Here is a 20,785-nt window from a genome sequence, read left to right as displayed (position 1 = left end):
GTTTTGGAAATTTAGGAACATGGAATTTAATTTGTTTTATGAATGGTATTAAACAGAAAAAACAAAGAAAAGAAATGAGATATTGAGGTAATGTTTGGTTTAAAACATTAAAAAAAGATAGAATCTCTTGTGTCAGTATAATATAAACTAGTAAGAAAAGAAAAAAAACCTCAGTGAATCTCTTCGAATTTAAAAAATTGTCATTAATTAGTTTTGCACCGCATAAAATCGTTATTAGGTCAAAAAGTATAAACATCTTTTAAGTTGGTTTTAGATCCTACCTAAAACTTCATCCTCTCGTTTAAAGGTGAGGTATCCAAATACAAAAGCACCAAATAAGGATCCTAAAAATAAATAAAACGGAAGTCCAAGGCCTACTTCTTCGGGTTTAACAAAATCATAAAAATAACGTTTGGGATCCAAATAACCCCAAATCACGAAAACGATAGCTATCATTTGGCATGCGAAAAACCAAACCCTTGTCCATGCCGATTTCCAAAATCCTAAAAAGAAAAAATTGAGAAGACTTAGTAAAATAAACACGGAATTTAATTTTGGCCCAAGAGAAATGGATTCTTCTGTTTCAAAAAAACGAATTTGGTATGAAAACCAAGGCAGAACAGAGAAGACTAACTGTAAAAATAAAAAAATAAAGAATATTTTATCAAAAAAAAGTTTTGTGTTCCAATAACGATAGAGAGCCAAAAAGATTCTTTTTGTTAGGTGCCACCAAGCAAGTAATAGATCGGGAACAAATAAAAGAGATTCTTTTAAGAATTGAATCAAATTGAAACATTTCGAAAGAAGGGTATTTGTCATTCTACTTCTGCTACCATTTCCAATTCTACACTAGCATCCAATGGGAGTGAACTCACACCAATGGCAAAACGCGCATGTTTTCCCTTTTCGCCAAAAATGGCTGCAAGTAGTTCAGAGGCACCATTCGCGACTAAGTGTTGTTCGGTGAATTCTGGTGTTCCTGCTACAAACACTCCCAGTTTGACAATCGATTTGATTTTGTCTAGGGAATCGATATGAAGTAGTAATGCAGCAAGAGCATTGAGGACACATTGTTTTGCTTCTTCTTTTGCTTCATCGAGGTTTAAATCTTTGCCAACTTTTCCTGTTTTTCTTAATTTCCCGCTAACAAGAGGAAGTTGTCCGGAAGTAAAAATCAGATTTCCTGACCTTTTAGAAGGGATATAAGCAGCAAGGGCAGCCGGTACTGGAGGAATTTCCAAACCCAGTTGGATCAACGTTTCTTGGATAAGCATTGGATTCCAGGCTAGAGAGGATGGCTTTCCGGGACAAAATTTTTTTTGGAAAATTAGTTAAAATGGAAAACATTCTTGACGATTGGCAGTCAAAGATATAGATTGCTAATCGAAATGGCAGTCGTGCAGCACGAGTGCTAAAGAGGAGAATGAGCATGTTGTTCCGAATTCTAGACCCACAAACCAAAGCAAATCAGTTCTGGAGAGATTTTGATAGACTGAACGATGAGTTGACTCGTTCCATTTTGGACAGTCAATTTGGATCTTCGTCCAATTTCCCTCCGGTAAACGTTTATACGAAGGAAGACGAGGCCCTAGTGACTTGTTTGCTTCCAGGACTCGAACCAGACCAAATCGAAATCAATGTGAAGGACAATTTACTTTCAATCCACGGAAAGAAAAAAACAGAAGAACTCGCAGAGGGAACCGAAGTCCTTCGTCGTGAAATCTTCAATGGAGAATTCCGTAGAACCTTGGAACTTCCATTCCGTGTGGATGGAGAGCAGGTCCTTGCAAAATTCACAAATGGAATTTTAAACATCCACCTTCCTCGTAGAGAAGAAGATAAACCTAAAAAAGTATCCATCACCATCGGGTAAGGAGATTCGATATGAATACACTCACAAAAGAAAACAAACAAGAAGTTACAGAAACAGTTGAAGGTAAAGATCAAAAATCGGCAACGAATGTTCGTGTCTATTCACCTAACGTGGATGTAATGGAAACTGAGGATGCGTTTTATTTCCATGTGGAAATGCCTGGGGTAGACCAATCTTCGGTAGATATATCCATTGAAAAAGACCAACTAATTTTGGAAGGTAAGTTTGTAATGCCACAGGAATCTCGTGGTCAAGTGCGACTTGCGGAATACAAGGAAGGAAATTGCTTCCGAAAATTTACAATAGGCAAAGCAATCCATTCGGACAAAGCCACCGCCAAAATGAAAAACGGGATTTTGGAATTAACGATTCCAAAAATGGAACCTAAAAAAACAAAAATCGAAATTCAGAAATAAAGTCTCTTTGGTGTTTGGTAAATCTAAAGTGAATTTGATTTCGGACCCGGTTCATCTCTTAAAGAGGTGCCGGGTTTTTTATTTAAATTAGGGATCGAATGGTTTCTAGTAGTTTCGTATTTTCTTCTTCTGTTCCAATGGTGATCCGAACATAGTCTTTGGAAATTCCCGTAGAAAAATACCGAATGAGAATGTTTTTATCTTTTAACTGCAAATATAAACTTTCAGGAGAAACACCTAACTTTGGTTTGCAAAATAAAAAATTAGTTGAAGATTCGGGAATAAAAAAACCAAGAGATTCCAATTCCTTTTTTAGTTTGGTTCTTTCTGAAATGACAAGAGTTCGTTTTTCCAAAAAGTATTCTTTGTCTGCATAAGAGGCCTCTGCAACAACTTGTTCCAAAATTCCTACATTATAAGAATCTTTAAGTTTGCGAATCCAAGAGATCACTTCGAGCGATCCCACTAAATAACCCACACGGAGTCCAGCAAGAGCATAGGATTTGGAAAAGGTACGAGATACTAATAGGTTCGGATGGTTTTTGATTTCTGCCATCAAAGTAGAGTTAGGTTCTGTGAAATCAATATAGGCTTCGTCGGAAAGAACAACCCCTTCAAAATTTTTAACTAAATTTAAAAGTTTTTCCTTTGGTTCTTCCACGCCGGTCGGTGCATTGGGATGGGCAAAACAAAGTAATTTTCCTTGTTCTTTTCCCAAAGATTCAAAATCAAAATATAAGTCGGATTTGAGTGGAACCGCTTTGTAAATGGCTCCCACCATCATTTGTTCTGTTAACACAGGATAAAAGGAATAGGTTGGGTCTGGTGCCACAATGACATCTCCTGGGCCCACGAGCGCTTGGAATAACAAACGTAAGGCTTCGTCAGACCCATTCGTAACCAAAATTTGATCCGGGTCTAAGTCATAATCTTTTGCTATGAGTTCTTGTAATTTTCGGGAGTGGTAGTTTGGGTATTTTCGCAAAACACCTGTTTGTAAAACTTTTTCCACAGCCTCTTTGATTTTCGGAGAAGGAGGGTATGGGTTTTCGTTTGTATTTAGTTTGATCGTGGAGGCACTAAGGCCTGGTTGTTCACCAGGTGTATATGGTTTATATGTGATTAGTTCCTTACGCAAAAGAGATTCGATCGAAAATTTATTGGATTGAGTGGACATTTGGTTATAACCGGTTTAGGGCATTGATATAGGCTTTCGCACAGGCCTCAATGATGTCTGTGGAATCACCTTTCCCAACAACCCGACGTTCCCCGTCTTCTAAAGTTACGGATGCCTCAGCCATCGCATCCGTGCCTTCGGTTACAGGAGAAATCACAAGCCTTGAGAGGAGCGGCGAAAGACCTGTCACTTGGCCAATGGCTTTAAAGATACTGTCCACCGGGCCATCACCATGCGCTTCGCCTTCTTTGACCTCTCCCTTGATTTGGAGAGAGATTTTGGAACTGGGAGTTTTGTTTGATCCAGTATTTTGTTCAAAAGAAAGGAGACGATATTTTTCATCCACTTGGGACCTGCTGATCTCTGCCTGGAAAAGTGCAGCGATGTCCTCATCAAATACTTCCTTTTTTTTATCTGCAATTTCAAGGAACCGATTGTATGCATTGTCAATTTCTTCTGGTTTGGGATCGAAACCCATTCGAATGACTCGGTCTTTAAAACCTGCCCGACCAGAATGGCGTCCAAGAACCATACGGTTGGATTTCAGTCCCACGGATTCAGGAGTCATAATTTCATAGGTTTGTCTGTTTTTGATCACACCATCTTGGTGGATTCCGGATTCATGAGCAAAGGCATTGGCGCCCACAATGGCTTTGTTAGGTTGGACAACCATCCCTGTGATGGTTTTTACCAAATGGGAACCTCGAGTGATGAGGGTGGAATCAATTTTTGTTTCTACGCCAAAAGCATCCTTTCTTGTTTTTAGAGCCATCACCACTTCTTCCATAGCAGTGTTTCCAGCTCTTTCTCCGATCCCGTTGATCGTACATTCTATCTGACGACCACCGGCAAGAACGGTTGCCAGAGAGTTTGCGACGGCAAGTCCTAGGTCATTGTGGCAGTGTGCAGAAAATATGACTTTGTCAGCACCTTTCACTTCCTTTTTTAGGAAACGAAAGAGATCCATATATTCTTGTGGTGTGGTATATCCCACTGTGTCTGGGATATTGATGGTAGTGGCACCTTCTTCAATGACAGCTTCGACTAACTCGCGTAAGAACTCCCATTCGGAGCGAGTGGCATCTTCCGGTGAAAATTCTACATCGGTAACAAAGTCCCTTGCCATTTTTACAGCAAGTCTTGCCATCTCTAAAACTTCTGCGGGAGACTTGCCTAACTTGTGTTTCATGTGGATGGGAGAAGAGGCAATAAAAGTATGAATGCGTTTTTGTTTGGCAGGTTTTAAAGCATCACGAGCCGCCTCTAAATCGGGACGGAGTGCACGGGCGAGTCCACATATGACTGGGCCTTCAATTTCACGAGCAATCCTTTCGACAGCTTTGAATTGTACAGGGGAGGAAACTGGGAATCCAGCCTCAATGATATCTACCTTCATCCGGGCTAGGTGTTGGGCAATCTCTACCTTCTCATCTTCGCTCATGGCAGCCCCAGGGCACTGTTCCCCGTCCCTTAAAGTAGTATCAAATATGCGTACGTAATCTTCCATCTACTTCCAGATCATAGGTTCGCTTCACTCTGTCAAGTGCGTATGGAATGCCCCTGTGATCCAATGGTAGGGTTTTCCGTCCTTATCTATAGGGATGGGAGCCCTTTTACCATCAGTCCAAAACCGAATGGGTTTTTCTAAGTGGTAAGGAACCTTTGTGTCGGTGATGTTTGAAAAGTATGTCTTGGTTTCTCCTCTTGGATGCGGAAAAGTTAAAAGAAAGAAGCAAAGTCCTAAAACCAATCCAAAAAAAAGAATAGGATTTCCTTTTTGGATCGTAGCACTGACCACCCAAGTAACCCCGAGAAGTCCAAAAAACAAAAGAGGAAACAAATACCGGATGGGATAAGGATGGAGGTAGGTAAACCTTCCGATGGTGAGTAAAAGTCCAACAAGGACTGGAAAAAATACGATGAGTAAATGGCGGTTTAGTTTGGGAAACCTGGGAAATAATAGAAGCCCGAGTCCCATTAAAACAAGAATGGACTTTCCTTGGTAAAATATATGTTTAGAAAAATCCCAAAGGTAAGTCACCGAAAGCTGAATGATTTCCCAAGCACTGTGTTTTGAAAGATAGGAAAATAAAATCTGGATACTACTGGGAATGGAGACAAACGATTTCAGTCCCCAAAAGATAAGTTCGCTAAAAAGAAAAAAAAGAATGGCGAGGAGCCAAAACCGCTTTGTTTGAAAGTAAGAAATTCTTACAGAGTATGGTAACTCGTCGTCCCAAATGCGAACCACAAAAAAAGAAATCACTCCCAAAGCAAAAGAAAATCGATCGGAAATATACAGTAGAGAAAAACTAAAGAAAAACAATAGAACTAAGGGAAGTGGCAGAATCGAAGAAGGACTAAAATTCCTTTTTTCTCTCTCGTTTAACAAAGAGTATAGATAAAGGGAAAGTAGGAGAGAAAAAAAGAAACCCGTGCTATGGTGTGCTCCCGAAAGAAAATAAACTAGCGGGAGAGGTCGATCACTAAACGAGAATCCCAAAAGAGAGAAAAAAATAAAAAGGATTTCAAAGAGATAGAGAAATTGGAATGACTTTGTTTGGTTTGTATACTTCGATAGAAAGATAAAAATTCCAAATAATACTAAAGCCATTTGTATCGTTCCATAAACACTAGGCAGATACAGAAAAGGAACGACCGGATAAAGGAATAGATACAATAATAGATCAGGAAAAAAATAGGGAGAGGGGGGTAGATACCAATGTCTAATCCCAAGACCAGAAACTAAATCCTTTAGAAACAAAGGAAGATACAAACTATCTGCCGAATGTAATGGTTCAAAATAGATAGTTTCGCATAACAAAAAGTTAACGAAAGTAGAAATTGAAAAAAATAAAAAATAGGAAAGTATGGATGGAGAGCGGGACAACATTCGATTTACAATTTTACTCTTTGAACTTAGACGGAGGAGAAAATACTGGCCTTCCTGCTCGTTTTTACCAATCGTTTTTAGGCGGGACTCTCCTAAAAGAAAGTTTTGGGCATTCGGAATTGAAACTGACTTCTGGTGAAACCATAGTATTCTCTAAAAATACAGAACATTGCCCGGTTCGCCCAGGAACCATCACCATTCGTTGTGATCAGAAGGTAAAGAACCACCCCCAGTTTTCCTCTTTGAAGTTAATCGAGCAAGTTCCAGGGAAAAATTATTCCTTATGGGAAGACCCTTGGGGGAACTGGGTTTGGATTTATTTTACAGATTCTAAATAAGAGGCCAATTGGTCTGGAAAGTCAGTGATGAGTCCGGCCACACCCGCTGTTAGTAACTCCTGCCATTCTTTTTCTGTATTGGTAGTGTAAGGAATCACAAGGAGAGACTGTTTTTTTAGGCCTTCCACAAAATCTTTGGAACAAGCAGAAAGATGTGGGAGAATTAAATCTGGTTCATAGTCCATATAATTCTTGTTTAGCGAATCTCCCTTTTCTACTAGCAGGCCACGAAGTACTTCTGGTTCTTCCTGTCTTATGAGATCCACAAGATCCCAATCAAAACTACTCACCCAAATTCGATTAGTTAAATTCCATTTCCGAATGAGTTTCACAAGAGCAAGCGCGAGTGCCTTTCTCTCTTCTGGATTCCCTTCACTTTTCATTTCAATATCAAAGACTGTGGTTTCGGGGAGAGTCTGGATAACCTGAGAGAGTGTCGGAATTTGTTCTCCTTCAAAGGCTTCTTCAAAAAAACTCCCCGCATCGAGTTCAGCTAAATCTCTATATTTATATTCAGAAACCTTCCCTTTTCCATCAGTGGTTCGATCGACTGTAAAGTCGTGGATGACAACAAGTTCGCCCGAAGCACAAAGCATCGTATCCAATTCAAAAAACCTTGTGGACTCTGCTCCCACTAGAAAAGAAACAAGGGTGTTTTCTGGAGCAAGGCCACGAGCACCCCTGTGGCCAATATTGGCAGGTACATTTCCTAAAATGGATTTGAGTCTTTCGATTCTTGGTTGGAACATTTTCTATTACCCTGGTTGGATGGTGGACTCCAAACCTTCTTCTTCCATTGCCGCATGGAACATTTGTTTTTTCAAACTTTCCCCTAAATAACGATCAATATAGATATGGATGGCATAGAGAAGTGGTGTGATGAGAATGGCCACTCCCAATTTATAAAGAAAGTTGGTATTGGCAATGGAGACAAGTTTAGAAACAGGATGGTATTTTCCAAGAGCGATAAAAATCACAACATAAGAATCGATGAGTTGGGAGATGACAGTGGAGCCTGTGGCCCTGAGCCAAATGTGTTTTCCTCCTGTCTTTTTACGAAGGAAGTGAAAGGTATTTAGGTCTATCATTTGACCAATCACATAAGCAATGATGGAACCAAGAATCACAAGACCCGAATTGGCAAACACACGTTCGAAGGAGGCATCATCGATGGGCGATTCAGGGCTTGCGGGAATTTGGATATCGATCACAATTAAGAGGTAAGCAAATCCAATCATCACCATGCCGAGAAACGTTGTAGCACGAACCACTTTTCGACCATAGTATTCATTCAAAAGATCTGTGATGATAAAGGTAACGGGAAAAGGGATAACCCCCATGGTCATTGTGAATCCAAAGGCAAAAAATAATTTACTACCAGTGAGTTCCGCAAGAAGGAGAAAGGTTAGAAAAAAACTAAGAAGAACCGTATAAAGAATCACTGGTTTTTGTTTGAGAAGGTGCATTGTATCTTTTTCCTTTCTTTTTAATTTCGACTAGGAGAGATTCCTGCCTAAAAAATTATGGGATGAGAAATAGGTAGTGAGTTCTTTTAATAATCTCTACTCTTTTTTTATCATACGATCGATAATCATACTAGAAGTAATTTATGTCCGAATCTGAAAACCCATCCACATCCAAACGTCCGCTGTCGAATGCAGCTAAATATACACTATTATTTGCCTCTTGGGTGTTTCTTTCCGCAATCTCCTTTTATTTAGGAATGAACTTAATCCAAAATGATGGAACCGCTCTTGTTTTAAAAGATACTGCCAAAGTGGGAAATGCCAATCCTAGTGTGGTGGAAGCATCCACTCCTTCTCTCGGAACCCCATCCGAGATGGAAACTAAAGAAAACGGAGAAACCCAAACAAACACCGAAAACCCAGAGGAATCTGTGGAACTTCCTGGTTTTGTTCCTGACGATAACGTAAGTTTCCGTTCTTCCGCTTGGTCGACAGATTGGACTGCCATGAAAAAAACGGTGCATCTTTACAATGAAATCCATCCTTTTATTTATACGATGAAAGGTGGGCTTTCCAATAACGGAGAACTCATTTCCAGTTGGTCTAGTACTTCTAGAAAGGAACGAGTTCAAGAACTTCGTGCGCTGAATCCAAAAGTGAAAATCATTCCTACCATCTTTCGTTGGGAAAATCCAAAAGAGAAAATCCAAGAAAACATTGGAATGGGTGGACGTAACGATATTCGTGATCATCATATCCAAGTCATTGTCAATGAAATTATGACTTATGGTTATGATGGAATAGATATCGATTATGAAGGAATGTCTTGCGATAAAAAAGAAAAATTCGAAGAGTTCTTTGTTCTCCTTGCTCGTGAAGTTCATAAAAAAGGAAAACTCATTTCGGTGGCAGTACATCCAAAAACTCCTGCAGAAAAGAGCAAAAAGAAAGAACTCCAATGCCGTGGTCTCTCAAAACCAATTGCACTTGATTTTCGTGAAAATTGGAGAGGGCCAACCACCCATGACTATGCTTTTCTTGCCAAACACGCAGACCGAGTTAAAATTATGGCTTATGAACTTCATCCAAGAAAATACCATAACCCAGGCCCTGGTCCCCAAGCTCCCAATGTTTGGTTGAAAGACATCATCACTTACGCGAAAAAAAGAGTGCCAACTCACAAACTTTATATGGCGATCCCAACTTACGGATATGACTGGGCTCTGAATTGTAAGGCATCAGCCAAGGCCATTTACCATTCGGATGCACAAAGGATCAAAGCCGGAACTCATAAAAATCGCCAACCAACCGATATCAATCGCATCTTAAACGAAGAAAACAAAGTAGCGAATTGGAAAAACTTATCTAAGTTTGCTGACATCCATAAAAACCGTGCTTACGAAGATCCTTCTCTTTGGTATAGCAGTGGTGGTTGTGATCGTGTAGCTTTTTATATGAACCGCAGGGCCTTCGAAGAAAAAATGACACTTCTACGTAAATACGATTTAGGTGGATTTTCCTTTTGGCAACTTGTGACAGACAATGATCCTGAAATCAATGTGTATTTGAGTAAACTTGTCCAAGGACAACTTCCTCCTGTAGAAAAAGCAAAAGAGGAAGAAGAACCAAAAGAAGATACAGCAGTTCCTTTCAATGATACAAAAGATTCATTGAAAGTATCAGAATTCAAATCCAAATCCAAAACAAAAAAGTTTTAAAATGAAAACCTTAATCTCTTCGGATGTACGTTTGCTTGCGAACCTCATCCAAGAGGGAAAGGTGGTGATCTTTCCAACAGAAACCGTTTATGGGATCGGAGCCTCTACAAAAAACGAGGCGGCCTGTCTTCGTGTTTATGAAATCAAAGGCAGACCCAAAGACAATCCCCTCATTGCCCATTTTCATTCGATCGAATCCATTGAAGAGGTTTGCGTATTGAGTGAAATAGGCAGAAAGGTATTAGAAAGATTTTCACCGGGTCCAATCACCCTCATCCTTCCCAAAAAAGATAAATCTTTATTTCCCAAAGATTTGGACACACTCGCTGTACGAATTCCTAAAAATCCAGACATTCGTGAATGGATTAGGCTTACGGGTGGACCAATTTCTGCGCCTTCTGCCAATCTATCTGGGAGACCTTCACTGACTAAACTAGCAGATGTTGTGCGATACTTTGATGGGAAGGTAGATGGAATCTTAATTGCAGAAGAGCCAAGTTATGGAATTGAATCCACTGTGTTGAGCCTTGTGGGTGAACATCCCACTTTACTTCGGCCTGGTTCCATTGAATCCGAAGAGTTAAAAACTCTCCTTCCCGACCTTGTGGTTCCGAATCCTTTGGAAACTTCTCCCGCACTATCTATGTCTTCTGTCCCATTAAGTCCAGGAACCAAATACAAACATTACGCACCGTCAGCCCAAGTGCTTTTGGTTTCGACGGAGGAATTCATTCATAGTTTAAAAACTGGATTTGATTCCAAAGACACTGCTTGGATTGGTTTTTCTTTATCCAGCAAAGAGGGAAAAGGAAAGGTTTTGACTGAGAGAAACGATGCTGTTTCCAAAGAAGCAGGTGGCTTCTCTGAATTCGATCATTTCTCTATCGTGTCGACAAACGAAGAGTATGCGTCCAAACTTTATGCCTTTTTTGAGGCCTGTGACCTTTCAAAAATCCAAACCATCATCTGCGAAGCACCAAAACCGGGTAAGGGATGGGAGGGTTTACGAAACCGTTTGGAAAAGGCAGCGCTTAAAAAATAAAGTTAAGTTTGCTTCCTGTTTTTCCAAACAAGGCATACAGGACTTAAAAGTGATACTTCGTTTAAGGATTCCAATAATTTCAGTTCTGTTAGAAGTCCCCCAAGGAGAGGGATTTTATTTTTTAAATTATAAGTTGGGAGTTCTTCGGTTAAGATGATTGGTTTTCCACCTAACCTCTCTTTTACTTCAATTACGGCATCCAAAAGTCCCCCAATAGAATCCACAATTTTGTTTTCCACAGTCGGTAAATACACCCGGCCCATTCCAATTTTTGGAACATCTTCCAAAGGAATTTTCCTTCCTTCGGAAACACGGCGGTAAAACAATCCTTCAGTTTTTTTAATTTGAGATTCCAAATACTGAACACTTTGTTTGGAGAGAGGTTGGAATTCGGAGTGGATGTCACGGAAAGGGTAAAATCCTACTGCCTCTTTATTTAATTGGAACTTTTTATATAACTTTTGTAAGTTGGCCCGAATACTCACGGCACCAATGGAACCTGTGATACAAACTGGGGAAGCAGTGATATGGTCAGCTGCCGACCCAAGGTAATACCCACCACTGGCTACCGTATCTTTGAAGTAAGCAGTTACAATTTTAGTTTTTTTCAGTTCCATAATTTCCTGATGGATTTGTTCGGAGTAGAAGGCGGATCCCCCGGGTGAGGAAATTTCTAAAATGACTGCTTTAATTTTTTTATCCTCGGCCAAAGCTTTTAAATTGGGGATGAGGGAGAAAGCTTCGATTTTACCGTTTTCTCTATTTTTATGCAAATAGTCGCCACCGGTAATTCCACCTTCTAAAGGAAGGATGACGACTTCAGCCTTTCGTTTGGGAAGGATTTTGAATTCTTTGATGGAATGATGGAGACTTGGATAATTAGAAGAAAACAACTTTCTATCTTCAGAGAAAAATTCATTTTCTGATTTGATTCCTGTAATGACTCCAGCTGACAATAGCTCGTCTGCCGAAAGCATTGGTTTGTAAAATAAAGATTCTAAGGATTTTTGTCCATTGGTAAGGGCTGAAAGTAAAACTTTTCGTAAATCCAAAATGAGTGTTTCTAAATTCTTTTTGGCCTCTTTAGAAAATTCTCCTCTTGTGAAACTTTCAGCAAAAGATTTATAAGGTCCAGAAGCAAATGCTTGGACTTCAATTCCCCAGGTTTTTAAAAATTTACCAAAGAACATTGGTTCGGCGCTCGGAAGTAAAACCATAAATTCCGATTCGGGAGCCAAATACTTTTCTGTGGCTGCTGTGAGGAGAAGTAAAGTACCAACCCCACCTTCCTTAGCAAAGATCCGCACTTTTTTTCCCGACTCTTTAATGGCGAGGATCTGGTTTCTGACTTCATAAAATTCCGAAAGAGTCCATTCGAGTGGTGGTAAAAAAATATCGAGAGTTTTGATTTTGCCATTTTTTTGGATGAGTTTGAGTAGAATGAGAAGTTCCAGTCTAGTGACTGTTTCCTCTTTTCCTTGCAATTTTTTGACAAAATAGGATTTGTAAGAATCTTCAAAAACTGCAGGGAATTCCAGTTCATACACTTCGCGACCCGACTGAAAAATAAGGCTTAGACGTAGGTAAATCTGGTACAGAAGCCGGAAGGGAAGGAAAATGATTAAAAAAAGAATTCGAAACACGTAAGATCCTCTTCCGTCATTTCTTAAAATTCTTTCCAGAATGAAAGAGGAAAACAAGCTATCCGTTGTGGATTCCTTTATTCGTATTCGTGGCGCTCGTGAACATAACCTTAAAAACGTAAACCTTGATATCCCCAGGGACAAACTTGTGGTCATCACTGGTCTTTCTGGTTCAGGAAAATCTTCCCTGGCTTTTGATACCATTTATGCAGAAGGACAAAGAAGGTATGTGGAATCCCTTTCCAGTTACGCTCGTCAATTTCTTGGGCAAATGGAAAAACCTGAGGTGGACCAAATTGAGGGTCTAAGCCCAGCCATTTCCATCGAACAAAAAACAACTCATAGAAACCCTCGTTCCACTGTCGGAACTGTGACTGAAATTTATGACTATTTACGACTGTTATATGCAAGGGTCGGAAAACCTCATTGTCCCAAATGTGGAACTCCTATTTCCAGTCTTTCCGTGGACCAAATTACAGACAGAATCAATTTATTTCCAGAAGGAACCAAACTCCAAATTATGGCTCCTGTCATTCAGGGGAAAAAAGGGGAACACAAGGAAGTTCTGGAACGATTTAAAAAGGAAGGATTCAACCGGGTGCGAGTGAATGGGGAAGTGTATTCTCTGGAAGATGAAATTCCCTTAAAGAAAAACTTCAAAGCCGATATTGACATCGTTGTAGACCGGATTGTGATGAAACCAGGAATCCAATCTCGGTTGTCTGACTCTGTAGAAACAGCTTTAAAAACTGCCGAAGGGATTGTGGTTGTGGAAGACGGCGAAAAAGATCATTTGTTTTCACAAAAATTGTCATGTCCGAAATGTGATGATGTCAGCATTCCTGAGCTCACTCCGAGACTTTTTTCGTTTAACTCTCCGTTTGGTGCTTGTTCTAATTGCGATGGTCTTGGTGCACTACTTGAATTTGATGAATCCCTTCTTGTGACAGATCGTGAAGCCTCTCTTGCGGAAGGTTGCATTGAGGCTTGGGGTGGTTCCAAATCCAATTCCTATTGGTATATGGCCACCATACAAGCGTTATCCAAAAAACTTAAATTTAACTTAAATACGGCATGGAAAGATTTACCTGAAAAAGTGCGAAATACCATTTTGCATGGAGATTCTTCCATTCATATTGATTATGATTTTCGTGGTGCCAATTCTCATTATGAGTTTTCGAAAAACTATGAAGGTGTGATTCCTAACCTCAAACGCCGGTACAAAGAAACAAAATCAGATTCCATGCGTCAGTGGTTTGAATCCTTTATGACGAACCATGACTGTGATGAGTGTCACGGAAAACGCCTTCGTCCAGAAGCATTGGCTGTCAAAGTCCAAGGGATTGGAATTGATGCCTATACCGGATTTTCCATTGAAAAGGCATTGGCTTTTACCAAGTCCTCTGAATACAAAGGTGCGGAAGATACCATCTCCAAACCCATCTTAAAGGAGATTTTACAAAGACTTCATTTTTTGAATGATGTAGGTGTTGGGTATTTGAATTTAAGCCGGGCTGCCGGAACTCTTTCCGGTGGTGAAATGCAAAGGATTCGCCTTGCGACCCAAATTGGCTCTCGCCTAATGGGTGTTTTGTACATTTTAGATGAACCATCCATTGGTCTCCACCAAAGAGACAATACCAAACTCGTCCAAACCTTAAAAGGACTTCGGAACTTAGGAAATACCGTCCTCGTAGTGGAACATGACAAAGAAACTATGGAAGAAGCTGATTTCATTGTCGATATGGGTCCTGGGGCCGGTGTCCACGGTGGCGAAATTGTTTCCTTTGGAACCCCGGAACAAATCAAAAAGGACAAACATTCTGTCACAGGAAAATACCTTTCTGGAGAAAAACGGATTTCTATGCCAGAAACTCGCCGGATGGGAAATGGTAAGTTTTTAAAGATTACGGGTGCTACGCATAACAACCTAAAGAATATAGAAGTTTCCATTCCACTCGGAACACTCACAGTTGTCACTGGTGTTTCAGGTTCTGGTAAATCCACTCTCATCAATGAAATTCTTTATAAGGAACTCGCAAGCTCTGTGATGGGAATGAAACTTGTTCCGGGGAAACACAAAAAAATCCTAGGCAAAGACCAAATTGATAAAGTGATTAACATCGATCAGTCAGCCATTGGAAGAACTCCTCGTTCCAATCCAGCCACTTACACCGGTTTGTTTACCTTTGTCAGAGATTTATTTAGCGGATTGGAAGAAGCAAAAGTCCGTGGTTATGGCCCGGGACGATTTAGTTTCAACGTGGCTGGTGGGCGCTGTGAAAAATGTGAAGGGGACGGAATCCTAAAAATCGAAATGCATTTCCTTCCAGACATTTATGTAGAATGTGAAGTCTGTAAAGGAAAAAGATACAACCGTGAAACCTTAGAGGTCAAATACAAAGGAAAACATATCTCCGATATTTTGGATATGACCGTAGAAGAGGCAGTCGTCTTTTTCGAAAATATCCCAAACCTCAAACGAAAGTTAGACACTCTAATGGATGTGGGTCTTGGGTATATCAAACTGGGACAAGCTGCCACCACTTTTTCCGGGGGAGAAGCACAAAGGATCAAACTATCCACAGAACTTTCCAAAAGACCAACGGGCAAAACTCTTTATATTTTGGATGAACCGACGACTGGTCTTCATTTTGAAGACATAGAAAAACTTCTCTCTGTTTTACAAGTGCTTGTGGACAAGGGAAATTCTATGGTCATCATCGAACACAACTTAGATGTCATCAAAGCCGCTGACTATATTATTGACATTGGTCCGGAAGGTGGGGACGGAGGTGGTGAAGTGATTGCTACCGGAACACCGGAAGAGGTTGTTACCGTAAAACGTTCGTTTACTGGTCAATACTTAAAAAAAGTTTTGGAAGAAGAAAAGGCCCTAGATGCTAAATCTAGTAAAAAAAAATCTAAGTAAATTTTTGTGAGTGAAACAAACGAAAATTTGATTTTAAAGTATGGCAAACCTGGTTCACCTTATCCCAAGGATAGAGAGGAACTTGAGATTGGATTTTATAGGAGTTGGAAACCAATCTTAATCAAGGAAGGTTTTTATCATTTTCTTCTTGGTCTCGAATCCTATTTAGAATTCCAGAAAAAACTTTCCGATCTTGCAGAAGAGCCGGTAGGGGTTTCTCTAGGACTTTCCTGTATGGTGGAAGTGAATGTGGCAGGTGGAATTTTAACTAAAGCAAAACAAATCCAACGGGAAAACCAAGGCCAAAACGATAGTCAACATCAGGATACAAATGCAGTTGGGGTTTTAGATTCGCTTTGGCAGGCTTTTCGCGAGGGAAACTCGACAAATATTTTTGCAGTGGGGGTGAGTGAACCTGGTTGGGAAACAAAACTCCGTAAACTTAGTTCCACTGTAAAAGAAGGAAAACTATCGGGAACCAAATCCTTTATCACGAATGGGGCGGAAGCGGATATTATCTTTTGGGTGACTAAATCAGAGGAAGAAAATCCTGTTTATTTGGTTTGGAGGTATCAACACCAACCGAATCCAAATTTCGCCAGTGAGGCAGCCGACATTTCCAAACAAATGATAGAGGAATTTTTTTATACAGATTTTACTCCCTTAGTGACGCATCTCAAACTGACGTTAAACGAATATCCCATTTCCCCAGAGGACCTAGTCTTAGAAAACTATGGAAAATTGGGAATGGAACTAAGACTAAAAGAACTTCTTTCTCTAGTATCCTTGCTCATCGGAAAATCCAAAAAGGTTTCTATAGAAAATGAAATTGTAAAAATAGAAATAGAAAAACTCACAGATTGGCGAGACAACTTTCTTGGCAACTGCCAAGGAAATCCCGATGCCGATTTTTTACTCTCTGGTTTTCCCTATCCGACGGAAGGCCTTCTTCTTGCACTTTGTAAACATTGGAATTTAGATTCTCCTAAAGATTTAAAGTCAGTTGACCCGGATTACCAACTTTTTGTTTGGGAAGACCAGCTCACACAAATGTTGATCCAAAAGAAAAAACGAAAACTTTCTTAGTGGTGGTGGTCGTGCGCATGTCCGTGGCTATGACCATGATGTCCAAATTCACGTTCTGTTTCTCTGACAGAGATTTTTTCTAATTTGTCTTTTAAGGACGAGGAAAGAATTTCTACCGATACAAACGGAACGCCAAATTCTTCTTTTAGTGTTTTATGAATTTCTAATACAATTTTGTCTCTATCTGCATCTTTACCCACTAAAATTAAAAGTTCCACAGAAAACACACCTGAAGTGAGTTTCCGAACAGTGATCCCAGGAACAGAATCAATTCCTTTTAAACTGCGAATGTGTTCTAAAAGATGTTCTTTATCAAATTCACTAGTGTCAGCTTCGATGAGGATTTCGATAGATTCTTTGACAATTCCATAGGATGTGTTTAAAATAAAAATCCCAAGGATCACACTGAGGAAACTGTCAACTTCCCGAAATCCAGTGAACCGGATGATGAGAGCTCCCACCACAACCGCTAGGGTTCCTAAAAGATCGCTAAGAACATGTAAATATGCAGACTTTAGATTGAGGCTTGTTTTACTCACACCCACAAGAAGGGCAGCCGATACCAAATTGACTCCAAATCCGATGAGTGCATAGGCCAACATGGAATTAGGTTCTACATGCGCTGTTCCTGAAAATCGTAGGTAACTTTCATACAAAATGAATATTGCAATGCCAATGAGGAGTAGACCATTCAGTAAAGCGGCAAGCACCTCAAAACGGTGAAACCCAAACGGGTATTTTACGGTTGGTTTTTTAGAAGCAATGAGGAGGGCAAATAACGAAATGAGATGGGCAAACACATCGGTAAAGATATGCCCCGCGTCAGCAAATAAAGCAAGGCTCCCACTTTCACGAGAACCTATCCATTCAATGAAAAAGATTCCAATGGATAGGAGTCCAGATAGGCTTAAAAAAAATACCAATCGGGATCGTTTGGGTCTTGGTTTACTCATTGTTTGTGTTTAGAGACCCTGTGGCTCTTGGCACTACTACAATATCCACTCTACGATTAAGGGCTTTGTTTTCTTTTGAAGTATTTGGAACAATGGGTTGGAACTCTCCGTAACCCGCACTAGAAAAGTTTTTTGGGTTTAAGTTTTTATTTTGTAACATATACTCTAGAACGGATAATGCTCGTTCGCTGGAAAGATGCCAATTGTTTCGGAATTTTGTTTTGATAGGAACATTGTCAGTATGTCCTTCCACAACTATATAGTTTTCTGGATAAGACGCAAGAATATCTCTGATTTTTTCAATTGCAGGAAGGATTGCTGGTTTTAATTCGGAAGAACCACTATCGAATGAAATTTTATCATCAATATTGATGATAAGTTTGTTGTGAAATCGTTTGAGTCGAATTTGGCCCGAGGTAATTTCTTTTGCTAATTTTTCCTCAAACTCTTTGGTTTGTTCCGCAAGTCTTTCTAATTCTCTTTTTTGTTCCTTTGTAAGTTTGCGAAGGTTTGCGAGTTCCTCTTCTAAACTACGAATTCTTTCTTTCAATTCATCTATTTTTGATTCATACGTATCTCGAAGTTTTTGTTCTTTTTGGAGGCATTCCCTTTCTTTGTCTTCGAGTTTTTTCTTATAAGCATCTAAGTCAGCTCGGTCTTTTTCTTCGCGTTTTCGATTTTCATCTGCAAGAAGGCGTTCCTTATCCGTTCCTTTTTTTTCCAAACTTCTGAGTCGCATGTCGTAATCACGCATTTTATCCGAATACTCATCTTGTTCTTTGGCGCGGTTTCGTTTTTCAAGTTCCAAATCTTCTGTGAGATTTCGGTTTTGTGTTTGTAGTTCTTTCTTTTCTTCTTCCAAACGATTCAATTCGTTTTGGTGTTGTTTACGGATGTCTGCTAGTTCCAATTCCAAAGCATATTTTTCTTTGTAGATTTGGTTGTATTCATATGGGAAATAAACCCAGTCCGCAGATAAAGCTGAGAACGAAATAAAACTGATAAGGAGACTTACACTAAGTTTTTGGAATTTATTTCGAATCATCAAAACTATCCTCTAAATTGACTTTCGGCAAACTTGGGGCCTCAGCTTTTACTCTTTCGAAATCAGAAACTCGACGACGGGCATCCGATTTTTTTTCTGCGTATTGCGTTTCATAGATTTCTTTTTTGATATATTCTGGATCGGTAGGGGTTTTTCCTTGGGACTCTTGGAATTTGACTGCAATTTCAGACCGAACTAATTCCAGTTCGGCGATAAGTTCCCCAAGGGCTGCTTCTTTCATTTCCAAATAGGCCTTGTCTTCTTTTTCCTTTTGTACCCAGGTTTTGTATCTAGTTTCCTCTTTCGCCCTTTCTAATTCATGGGTTTGGCTTTCTTCCAAATATCGTTTGGATGTGGCAGAGTCTTCTTTAAGAACAAAATAAGTTTCTTTGGATCTGGCCAAATCACGTTGTACACTATGTTTTGTGACCTTTGTCTGAGAGATTTTGATTGCCTGGTTTGTGAGAGTGTTTGCCTTTCTCTGCGCAGATACTTCGTTATTTAATTTGATGATCCGATCGGTCAGAACTCTCGTAGCGTTTTTTTGTTCGGAATTCATCACTTCTTCACGAACATAAGCATCCGGAACTTTGTTAATTTTCGGTTCGAATAGAACACATTGGGAAAAAACTAGGAGAAGAAAAAGATTCGTTTTCAAAATTCGAACTCGTGCCGACATAGGATATAGCCTATGCTCCACGTGACATAACCGTCAATTGTAAATTTCAGGAAATCCGCTGATTTATGGAAGAAGAAAGAAAGAAAGAGTCCGAATTCCGAATCAAAATCGACAGAGAGAGCGATTCCTATGATGAATTTGTAAGCCAGATCAAAACTCTCGTTTCAGATGAGAATGCAAAACAACTCAAGGAGATGCTCGATGGAGCTCACCCTGCGGACATCGTCACCTTATTCCGCGACTTAGAACGAGAGGAAGAATTATACCTTTTTCGTATCCTTCCTAAAGAAGACCAAGCCTATGCTCTAGTCAAAATGGAAGAAGAGACCTTAGAGTCTTTTTTAGAAGAACTTTCCGTTGATGAAATTTCAAATACGCTTTATCATATTGAAACGGACGAAACTACTTACCTTCTATCATACCTGCCAAGCGCTAAACGGGAGTTAGTTTTAGCAAATTTAAGCAAAGCTGATAGTTTTGAAATTCGTTCGCAACTAGGATTCCGTGAGTCTTCTGCGGGACGACTGATGTCCAAAGATTTTGCGACTGTTTCCATTACAGACAATGTTAGAAAGGGAATCATCAATGTTCGAAAAAAAGCCAAAGAAATTGAAGATATCTACCAAGTGTATGTAACCGATGAAGACGGAGTACTCGAAGGTTTTATTCCTTTAAAAGATCTATTTCTCACACCCATCAATACAAAGGTAGCAAAGATTACTAATTTTTCAGTTTTTGCCTTTCATTACGATGTAGACCAAGAAGAGGTTGCCAATACCTTTAAAAAATACGACTTATTCAGTGCTGCCGTTACAGATGATTTAGGCCGAATCATTGGTAGGATCACAGTCGACGATGTATTAGAAATCGTTGAAGAAGAAGCATCCGAAGATATCCTCCTCATGGCAGGGGTATCAGAAGATGAAAGATTATCCACACCCATTTTACAATCAGTCAAAAGGCGCATCATATGGCTTAATGTAAATTTACTGACTGCCTTTGTCAGTTCCACTGTAGTTGCTTTTTTTGAAGATACCATTTCGCAAATTGTGGTGCTAGCAACGCTTATGCCTATTGTGGCAGGCCTTGGTGGAAATGCCGGTACTCAGTCTGTAACAGTTGTGATTCGAAACATTGCTACCGGTGATTTGTCTTTTTCCAATTGGTGGGAAGCCGTAAGAAAAGAATTTACCATTGGTGTTTTGAATGGACTTGTTCTCGGAACCGTCACAGGATGTATGATTTTTTTTGTAAAAGGCAATCTTGTGCTCGGACTTGTGGTTGGAACTGCTATGTTTGTGAATATGATTATAGCTTCTCTTACTGGTTCCCTTGTTCCTATTGTACTCAAGGCGATGCGTGTTGACCCTGCCATTGCTTCTTCGATATTTGTTACTGCGACTACAGATGTTTGTGGATTTTTCTTTTTCCTCGGACTTGCCACAGTCTTTGCAAAATATTTAATTTAGGGATTGCCCTTTGGATTTTAAATTCTTGCCAGTGAATGAAAGGACCAAATACTGA

19 protein-coding genes are annotated in these 20,785 nt (G+C 39.8%); 8 read left to right on the top strand and 11 right to left on the bottom strand.

Features of this window, described 5'->3' with window-relative positions; translation table 11 throughout:
• Positions 1 to 270 precede the first annotated feature (270 nt).
• Both CH364_RS08150 and CH364_RS08145 read right to left on the bottom strand, forming a co-directional pair.
• A complete protein-coding gene (locus tag CH364_RS08150; protein WP_100743033.1) occupies positions 271 to 819 on the bottom strand; it encodes a hypothetical protein in 549 nt (182 codons plus the stop codon).
• Entirely contained in the window at positions 816 to 1,274 is a 459-nt protein-coding gene (locus CH364_RS08145; protein WP_100743032.1) for a RidA family protein, read from the bottom strand. The genes CH364_RS08150 and CH364_RS08145 overlap by 4 nt, the downstream gene beginning before the upstream one ends.
• A gap of 155 nt (positions 1,275 to 1,429) precedes the next feature.
• Here CH364_RS08145 and CH364_RS08140 point away from each other — a divergent pair, with 155 nt between their 5' ends.
• Positions 1,430 to 1,873, top strand: a complete 444-nt coding sequence (locus CH364_RS08140; RefSeq protein WP_100743031.1) for an Hsp20/alpha crystallin family protein — start codon at positions 1,430 to 1,432, stop codon at positions 1,871 to 1,873.
• A gap of 11 nt (positions 1,874 to 1,884) precedes the next feature.
• A complete protein-coding gene (locus CH364_RS08135; RefSeq protein ID WP_100743030.1) occupies positions 1,885 to 2,289 on the top strand; it encodes an Hsp20/alpha crystallin family protein in 405 nt (134 codons plus the stop codon).
• 82 nt (positions 2,290 to 2,371) lie between these two features.
• On the opposite strand, the gene hisC is transcribed toward CH364_RS08135, so the two are convergent.
• Genes hisC through CH364_RS08120 form a run of 3 tightly spaced genes read right to left on the bottom strand, consistent with a single transcriptional unit; the run spans position 2,372 to position 6,359 of the window.
• On the bottom strand, positions 2,372 to 3,466 hold the full coding sequence (hisC, locus tag CH364_RS08130) for a histidinol-phosphate transaminase (protein ID WP_100743029.1): 1,095 nt from the start codon (positions 3,464 to 3,466) through the stop codon (positions 2,372 to 2,374).
• Between the two features lie 4 nt (positions 3,467 to 3,470).
• Positions 3,471 to 4,973: a 2-isopropylmalate synthase gene (locus CH364_RS08125; RefSeq protein WP_100743028.1), complete on the bottom strand. Its 1,503-nt coding sequence runs from the start codon at positions 4,971 to 4,973 to the stop codon at positions 3,471 to 3,473.
• A 24-nt stretch (positions 4,974 to 4,997) separates the two neighbouring features.
• A complete protein-coding gene (locus CH364_RS08120; RefSeq protein ID WP_100743027.1) occupies positions 4,998 to 6,359 on the bottom strand; it encodes a hypothetical protein in 1,362 nt (453 codons plus the stop codon).
• Between CH364_RS08120 and CH364_RS08115 the strand changes: the two genes are divergently transcribed.
• A complete protein-coding gene (locus CH364_RS08115) occupies positions 6,341 to 6,697 on the top strand; it encodes a VOC family protein (RefSeq protein WP_100743026.1) in 357 nt (118 codons plus the stop codon). The genes CH364_RS08120 and CH364_RS08115 overlap by 19 nt on opposite strands.
• On the opposite strand, the gene CH364_RS08110 is transcribed toward CH364_RS08115, so the two are convergent.
• Both CH364_RS08110 and CH364_RS08105 read right to left on the bottom strand, forming a co-directional pair.
• Positions 6,676 to 7,446 carry a glycerophosphodiester phosphodiesterase gene (locus tag CH364_RS08110; protein ID WP_100743025.1) on the bottom strand — a complete coding sequence of 257 codons (771 nt, stop codon included), beginning with the start codon at positions 7,444 to 7,446 and terminating at the stop codon, positions 6,676 to 6,678. The genes CH364_RS08115 and CH364_RS08110 overlap by 22 nt on opposite strands.
• Before the next feature lie 6 nt (positions 7,447 to 7,452).
• On the bottom strand, positions 7,453 to 8,163 hold the full coding sequence (locus CH364_RS08105) for a queuosine precursor transporter (protein ID WP_100743024.1): 711 nt from the start codon (positions 8,161 to 8,163) through the stop codon (positions 7,453 to 7,455).
• A 143-nt stretch (positions 8,164 to 8,306) separates the two neighbouring features.
• Here CH364_RS08105 and CH364_RS08100 point away from each other — a divergent pair, with 143 nt between their 5' ends.
• Positions 8,307 to 9,881, top strand: a complete 1,575-nt coding sequence (locus tag CH364_RS08100; RefSeq protein ID WP_100743023.1) for a glycosyl hydrolase family 18 protein — start codon at positions 8,307 to 8,309, stop codon at positions 9,879 to 9,881.
• Between the two features lies 1 nt (position 9,882).
• The gene (locus CH364_RS08095; RefSeq protein WP_100743022.1) at positions 9,883 to 10,923 is read left to right on the top strand and encodes an L-threonylcarbamoyladenylate synthase; all 1,041 of its coding nucleotides are present in this window, start codon (positions 9,883 to 9,885) and stop codon (positions 10,921 to 10,923) included.
• Positions 10,924 to 10,925: 2 nt separating this feature from the next.
• Here the strand turns inward: CH364_RS08095 and CH364_RS08090 are convergent, their stop codons facing one another.
• Complete coding sequence (locus tag CH364_RS08090) at positions 10,926 to 12,566, bottom strand: S49 family peptidase (protein ID WP_100743478.1); 1,641 nt, start codon at positions 12,564 to 12,566, stop codon at positions 10,926 to 10,928.
• A gap of 40 nt (positions 12,567 to 12,606) precedes the next feature.
• Between CH364_RS08090 and uvrA the strand changes: the two genes are divergently transcribed.
• Both uvrA and CH364_RS08080 read left to right on the top strand, forming a co-directional pair.
• Positions 12,607 to 15,498, top strand: a complete 2,892-nt coding sequence (uvrA, locus tag CH364_RS08085; RefSeq protein WP_100743021.1) for an excinuclease ABC subunit UvrA — start codon at positions 12,607 to 12,609, stop codon at positions 15,496 to 15,498.
• Between the two features lie 6 nt (positions 15,499 to 15,504).
• The gene (locus CH364_RS08080; protein ID WP_100743020.1) at positions 15,505 to 16,584 is read left to right on the top strand and encodes an acyl-CoA dehydrogenase middle domain-containing protein; all 1,080 of its coding nucleotides are present in this window, start codon (positions 15,505 to 15,507) and stop codon (positions 16,582 to 16,584) included.
• Here the strand turns inward: CH364_RS08080 and CH364_RS08075 are convergent.
• The 3 genes from CH364_RS08075 to CH364_RS08065 are packed head-to-tail and all read right to left on the bottom strand — an operon-like array spanning position 16,581 to position 19,261.
• Complete coding sequence (locus CH364_RS08075; RefSeq protein WP_100743019.1) at positions 16,581 to 17,537, bottom strand: cation diffusion facilitator family transporter; 957 nt, start codon at positions 17,535 to 17,537, stop codon at positions 16,581 to 16,583. The genes CH364_RS08080 and CH364_RS08075 overlap by 4 nt on opposite strands.
• A complete protein-coding gene (locus CH364_RS08070; protein WP_100743018.1) occupies positions 17,530 to 18,582 on the bottom strand; it encodes an OmpA family protein in 1,053 nt (350 codons plus the stop codon). Before CH364_RS08070 ends, CH364_RS08075 begins: the two co-directional genes overlap by 8 nt.
• Positions 18,569 to 19,261, bottom strand: coding sequence for a hypothetical protein (locus tag CH364_RS08065; RefSeq protein ID WP_100743017.1), 693 nt, complete (start codon positions 19,259 to 19,261; stop codon positions 18,569 to 18,571). The genes CH364_RS08070 and CH364_RS08065 overlap by 14 nt, the downstream gene beginning before the upstream one ends.
• A 65-nt stretch (positions 19,262 to 19,326) precedes the next feature.
• On the opposite strand from CH364_RS08065, the gene mgtE reads away from it, so the two are divergent.
• Positions 19,327 to 20,730: a magnesium transporter gene (mgtE, locus tag CH364_RS08060; protein WP_100743016.1), complete on the top strand. Its 1,404-nt coding sequence runs from the start codon at positions 19,327 to 19,329 to the stop codon at positions 20,728 to 20,730.
• The last annotated feature ends 55 nt before the right edge of the window (positions 20,731 to 20,785 follow it).

It is taken from the genome of Leptospira harrisiae, assembly GCF_002811945.1.
In the GTDB taxonomy this organism is placed as follows: Bacteria; Spirochaetota; Leptospiria; order Leptospirales; family Leptospiraceae; genus Leptospira_A; species Leptospira_A harrisiae.
This window is presented reverse-complemented; position numbering and strand designations above follow the sequence as displayed.

Bases quoted from the DNA above. Each gene is read 5' to 3' on its own strand.
- CH364_RS08135 (WP_100743030.1), top strand. From the start codon at position 1,885: ATGAATACACTCACAAAAGAAAACAAACAAGAAGTTACAGAAACAGTT.
- uvrA (WP_100743021.1), top strand. From the start codon at position 12,607: ATGAAAGAGGAAAACAAGCTATCCGTTGTGGATTCCTTTATTCGTATT.
- CH364_RS08110 (WP_100743025.1), bottom strand. From the start codon at position 7,446: ATGTTCCAACCAAGAATCGAAAGACTCAAATCCATTTTAGGAAATGTA.
- hisC (WP_100743029.1), bottom strand. From the start codon at position 3,466: ATGTCCACTCAATCCAATAAATTTTCGATCGAATCTCTTTTGCGTAAG.
- CH364_RS08125 (WP_100743028.1), bottom strand. From the start codon at position 4,973: ATGGAAGATTACGTACGCATATTTGATACTACTTTAAGGGACGGGGAA.
- CH364_RS08100 (WP_100743023.1), top strand. From the start codon at position 8,307: ATGTCCGAATCTGAAAACCCATCCACATCCAAACGTCCGCTGTCGAAT.
- CH364_RS08105 (WP_100743024.1), bottom strand. From the start codon at position 8,163: ATGCACCTTCTCAAACAAAAACCAGTGATTCTTTATACGGTTCTTCTT.
- CH364_RS08140 (WP_100743031.1), top strand. From the start codon at position 1,430: ATGTTGTTCCGAATTCTAGACCCACAAACCAAAGCAAATCAGTTCTGG.
- CH364_RS08075 (WP_100743019.1), bottom strand. From the start codon at position 17,537: ATGAGTAAACCAAGACCCAAACGATCCCGATTGGTATTTTTTTTAAGC.
- CH364_RS08065 (WP_100743017.1), bottom strand. From the start codon at position 19,261: ATGTCGGCACGAGTTCGAATTTTGAAAACGAATCTTTTTCTTCTCCTA.
- CH364_RS08070 (WP_100743018.1), bottom strand. From the start codon at position 18,582: ATGATTCGAAATAAATTCCAAAAACTTAGTGTAAGTCTCCTTATCAGT.
- CH364_RS08115 (WP_100743026.1), top strand. From the start codon at position 6,341: ATGGAGAGCGGGACAACATTCGATTTACAATTTTACTCTTTGAACTTA.
- mgtE (WP_100743016.1), top strand. From the start codon at position 19,327: ATGGAAGAAGAAAGAAAGAAAGAGTCCGAATTCCGAATCAAAATCGAC.
- CH364_RS08095 (WP_100743022.1), top strand. From the start codon at position 9,883: ATGAAAACCTTAATCTCTTCGGATGTACGTTTGCTTGCGAACCTCATC.
- CH364_RS08145 (WP_100743032.1), bottom strand. From the start codon at position 1,274: ATGCTTATCCAAGAAACGTTGATCCAACTGGGTTTGGAAATTCCTCCA.
- CH364_RS08120 (WP_100743027.1), bottom strand. From the start codon at position 6,359: ATGTTGTCCCGCTCTCCATCCATACTTTCCTATTTTTTATTTTTTTCA.
- CH364_RS08150 (WP_100743033.1), bottom strand. From the start codon at position 819: ATGACAAATACCCTTCTTTCGAAATGTTTCAATTTGATTCAATTCTTA.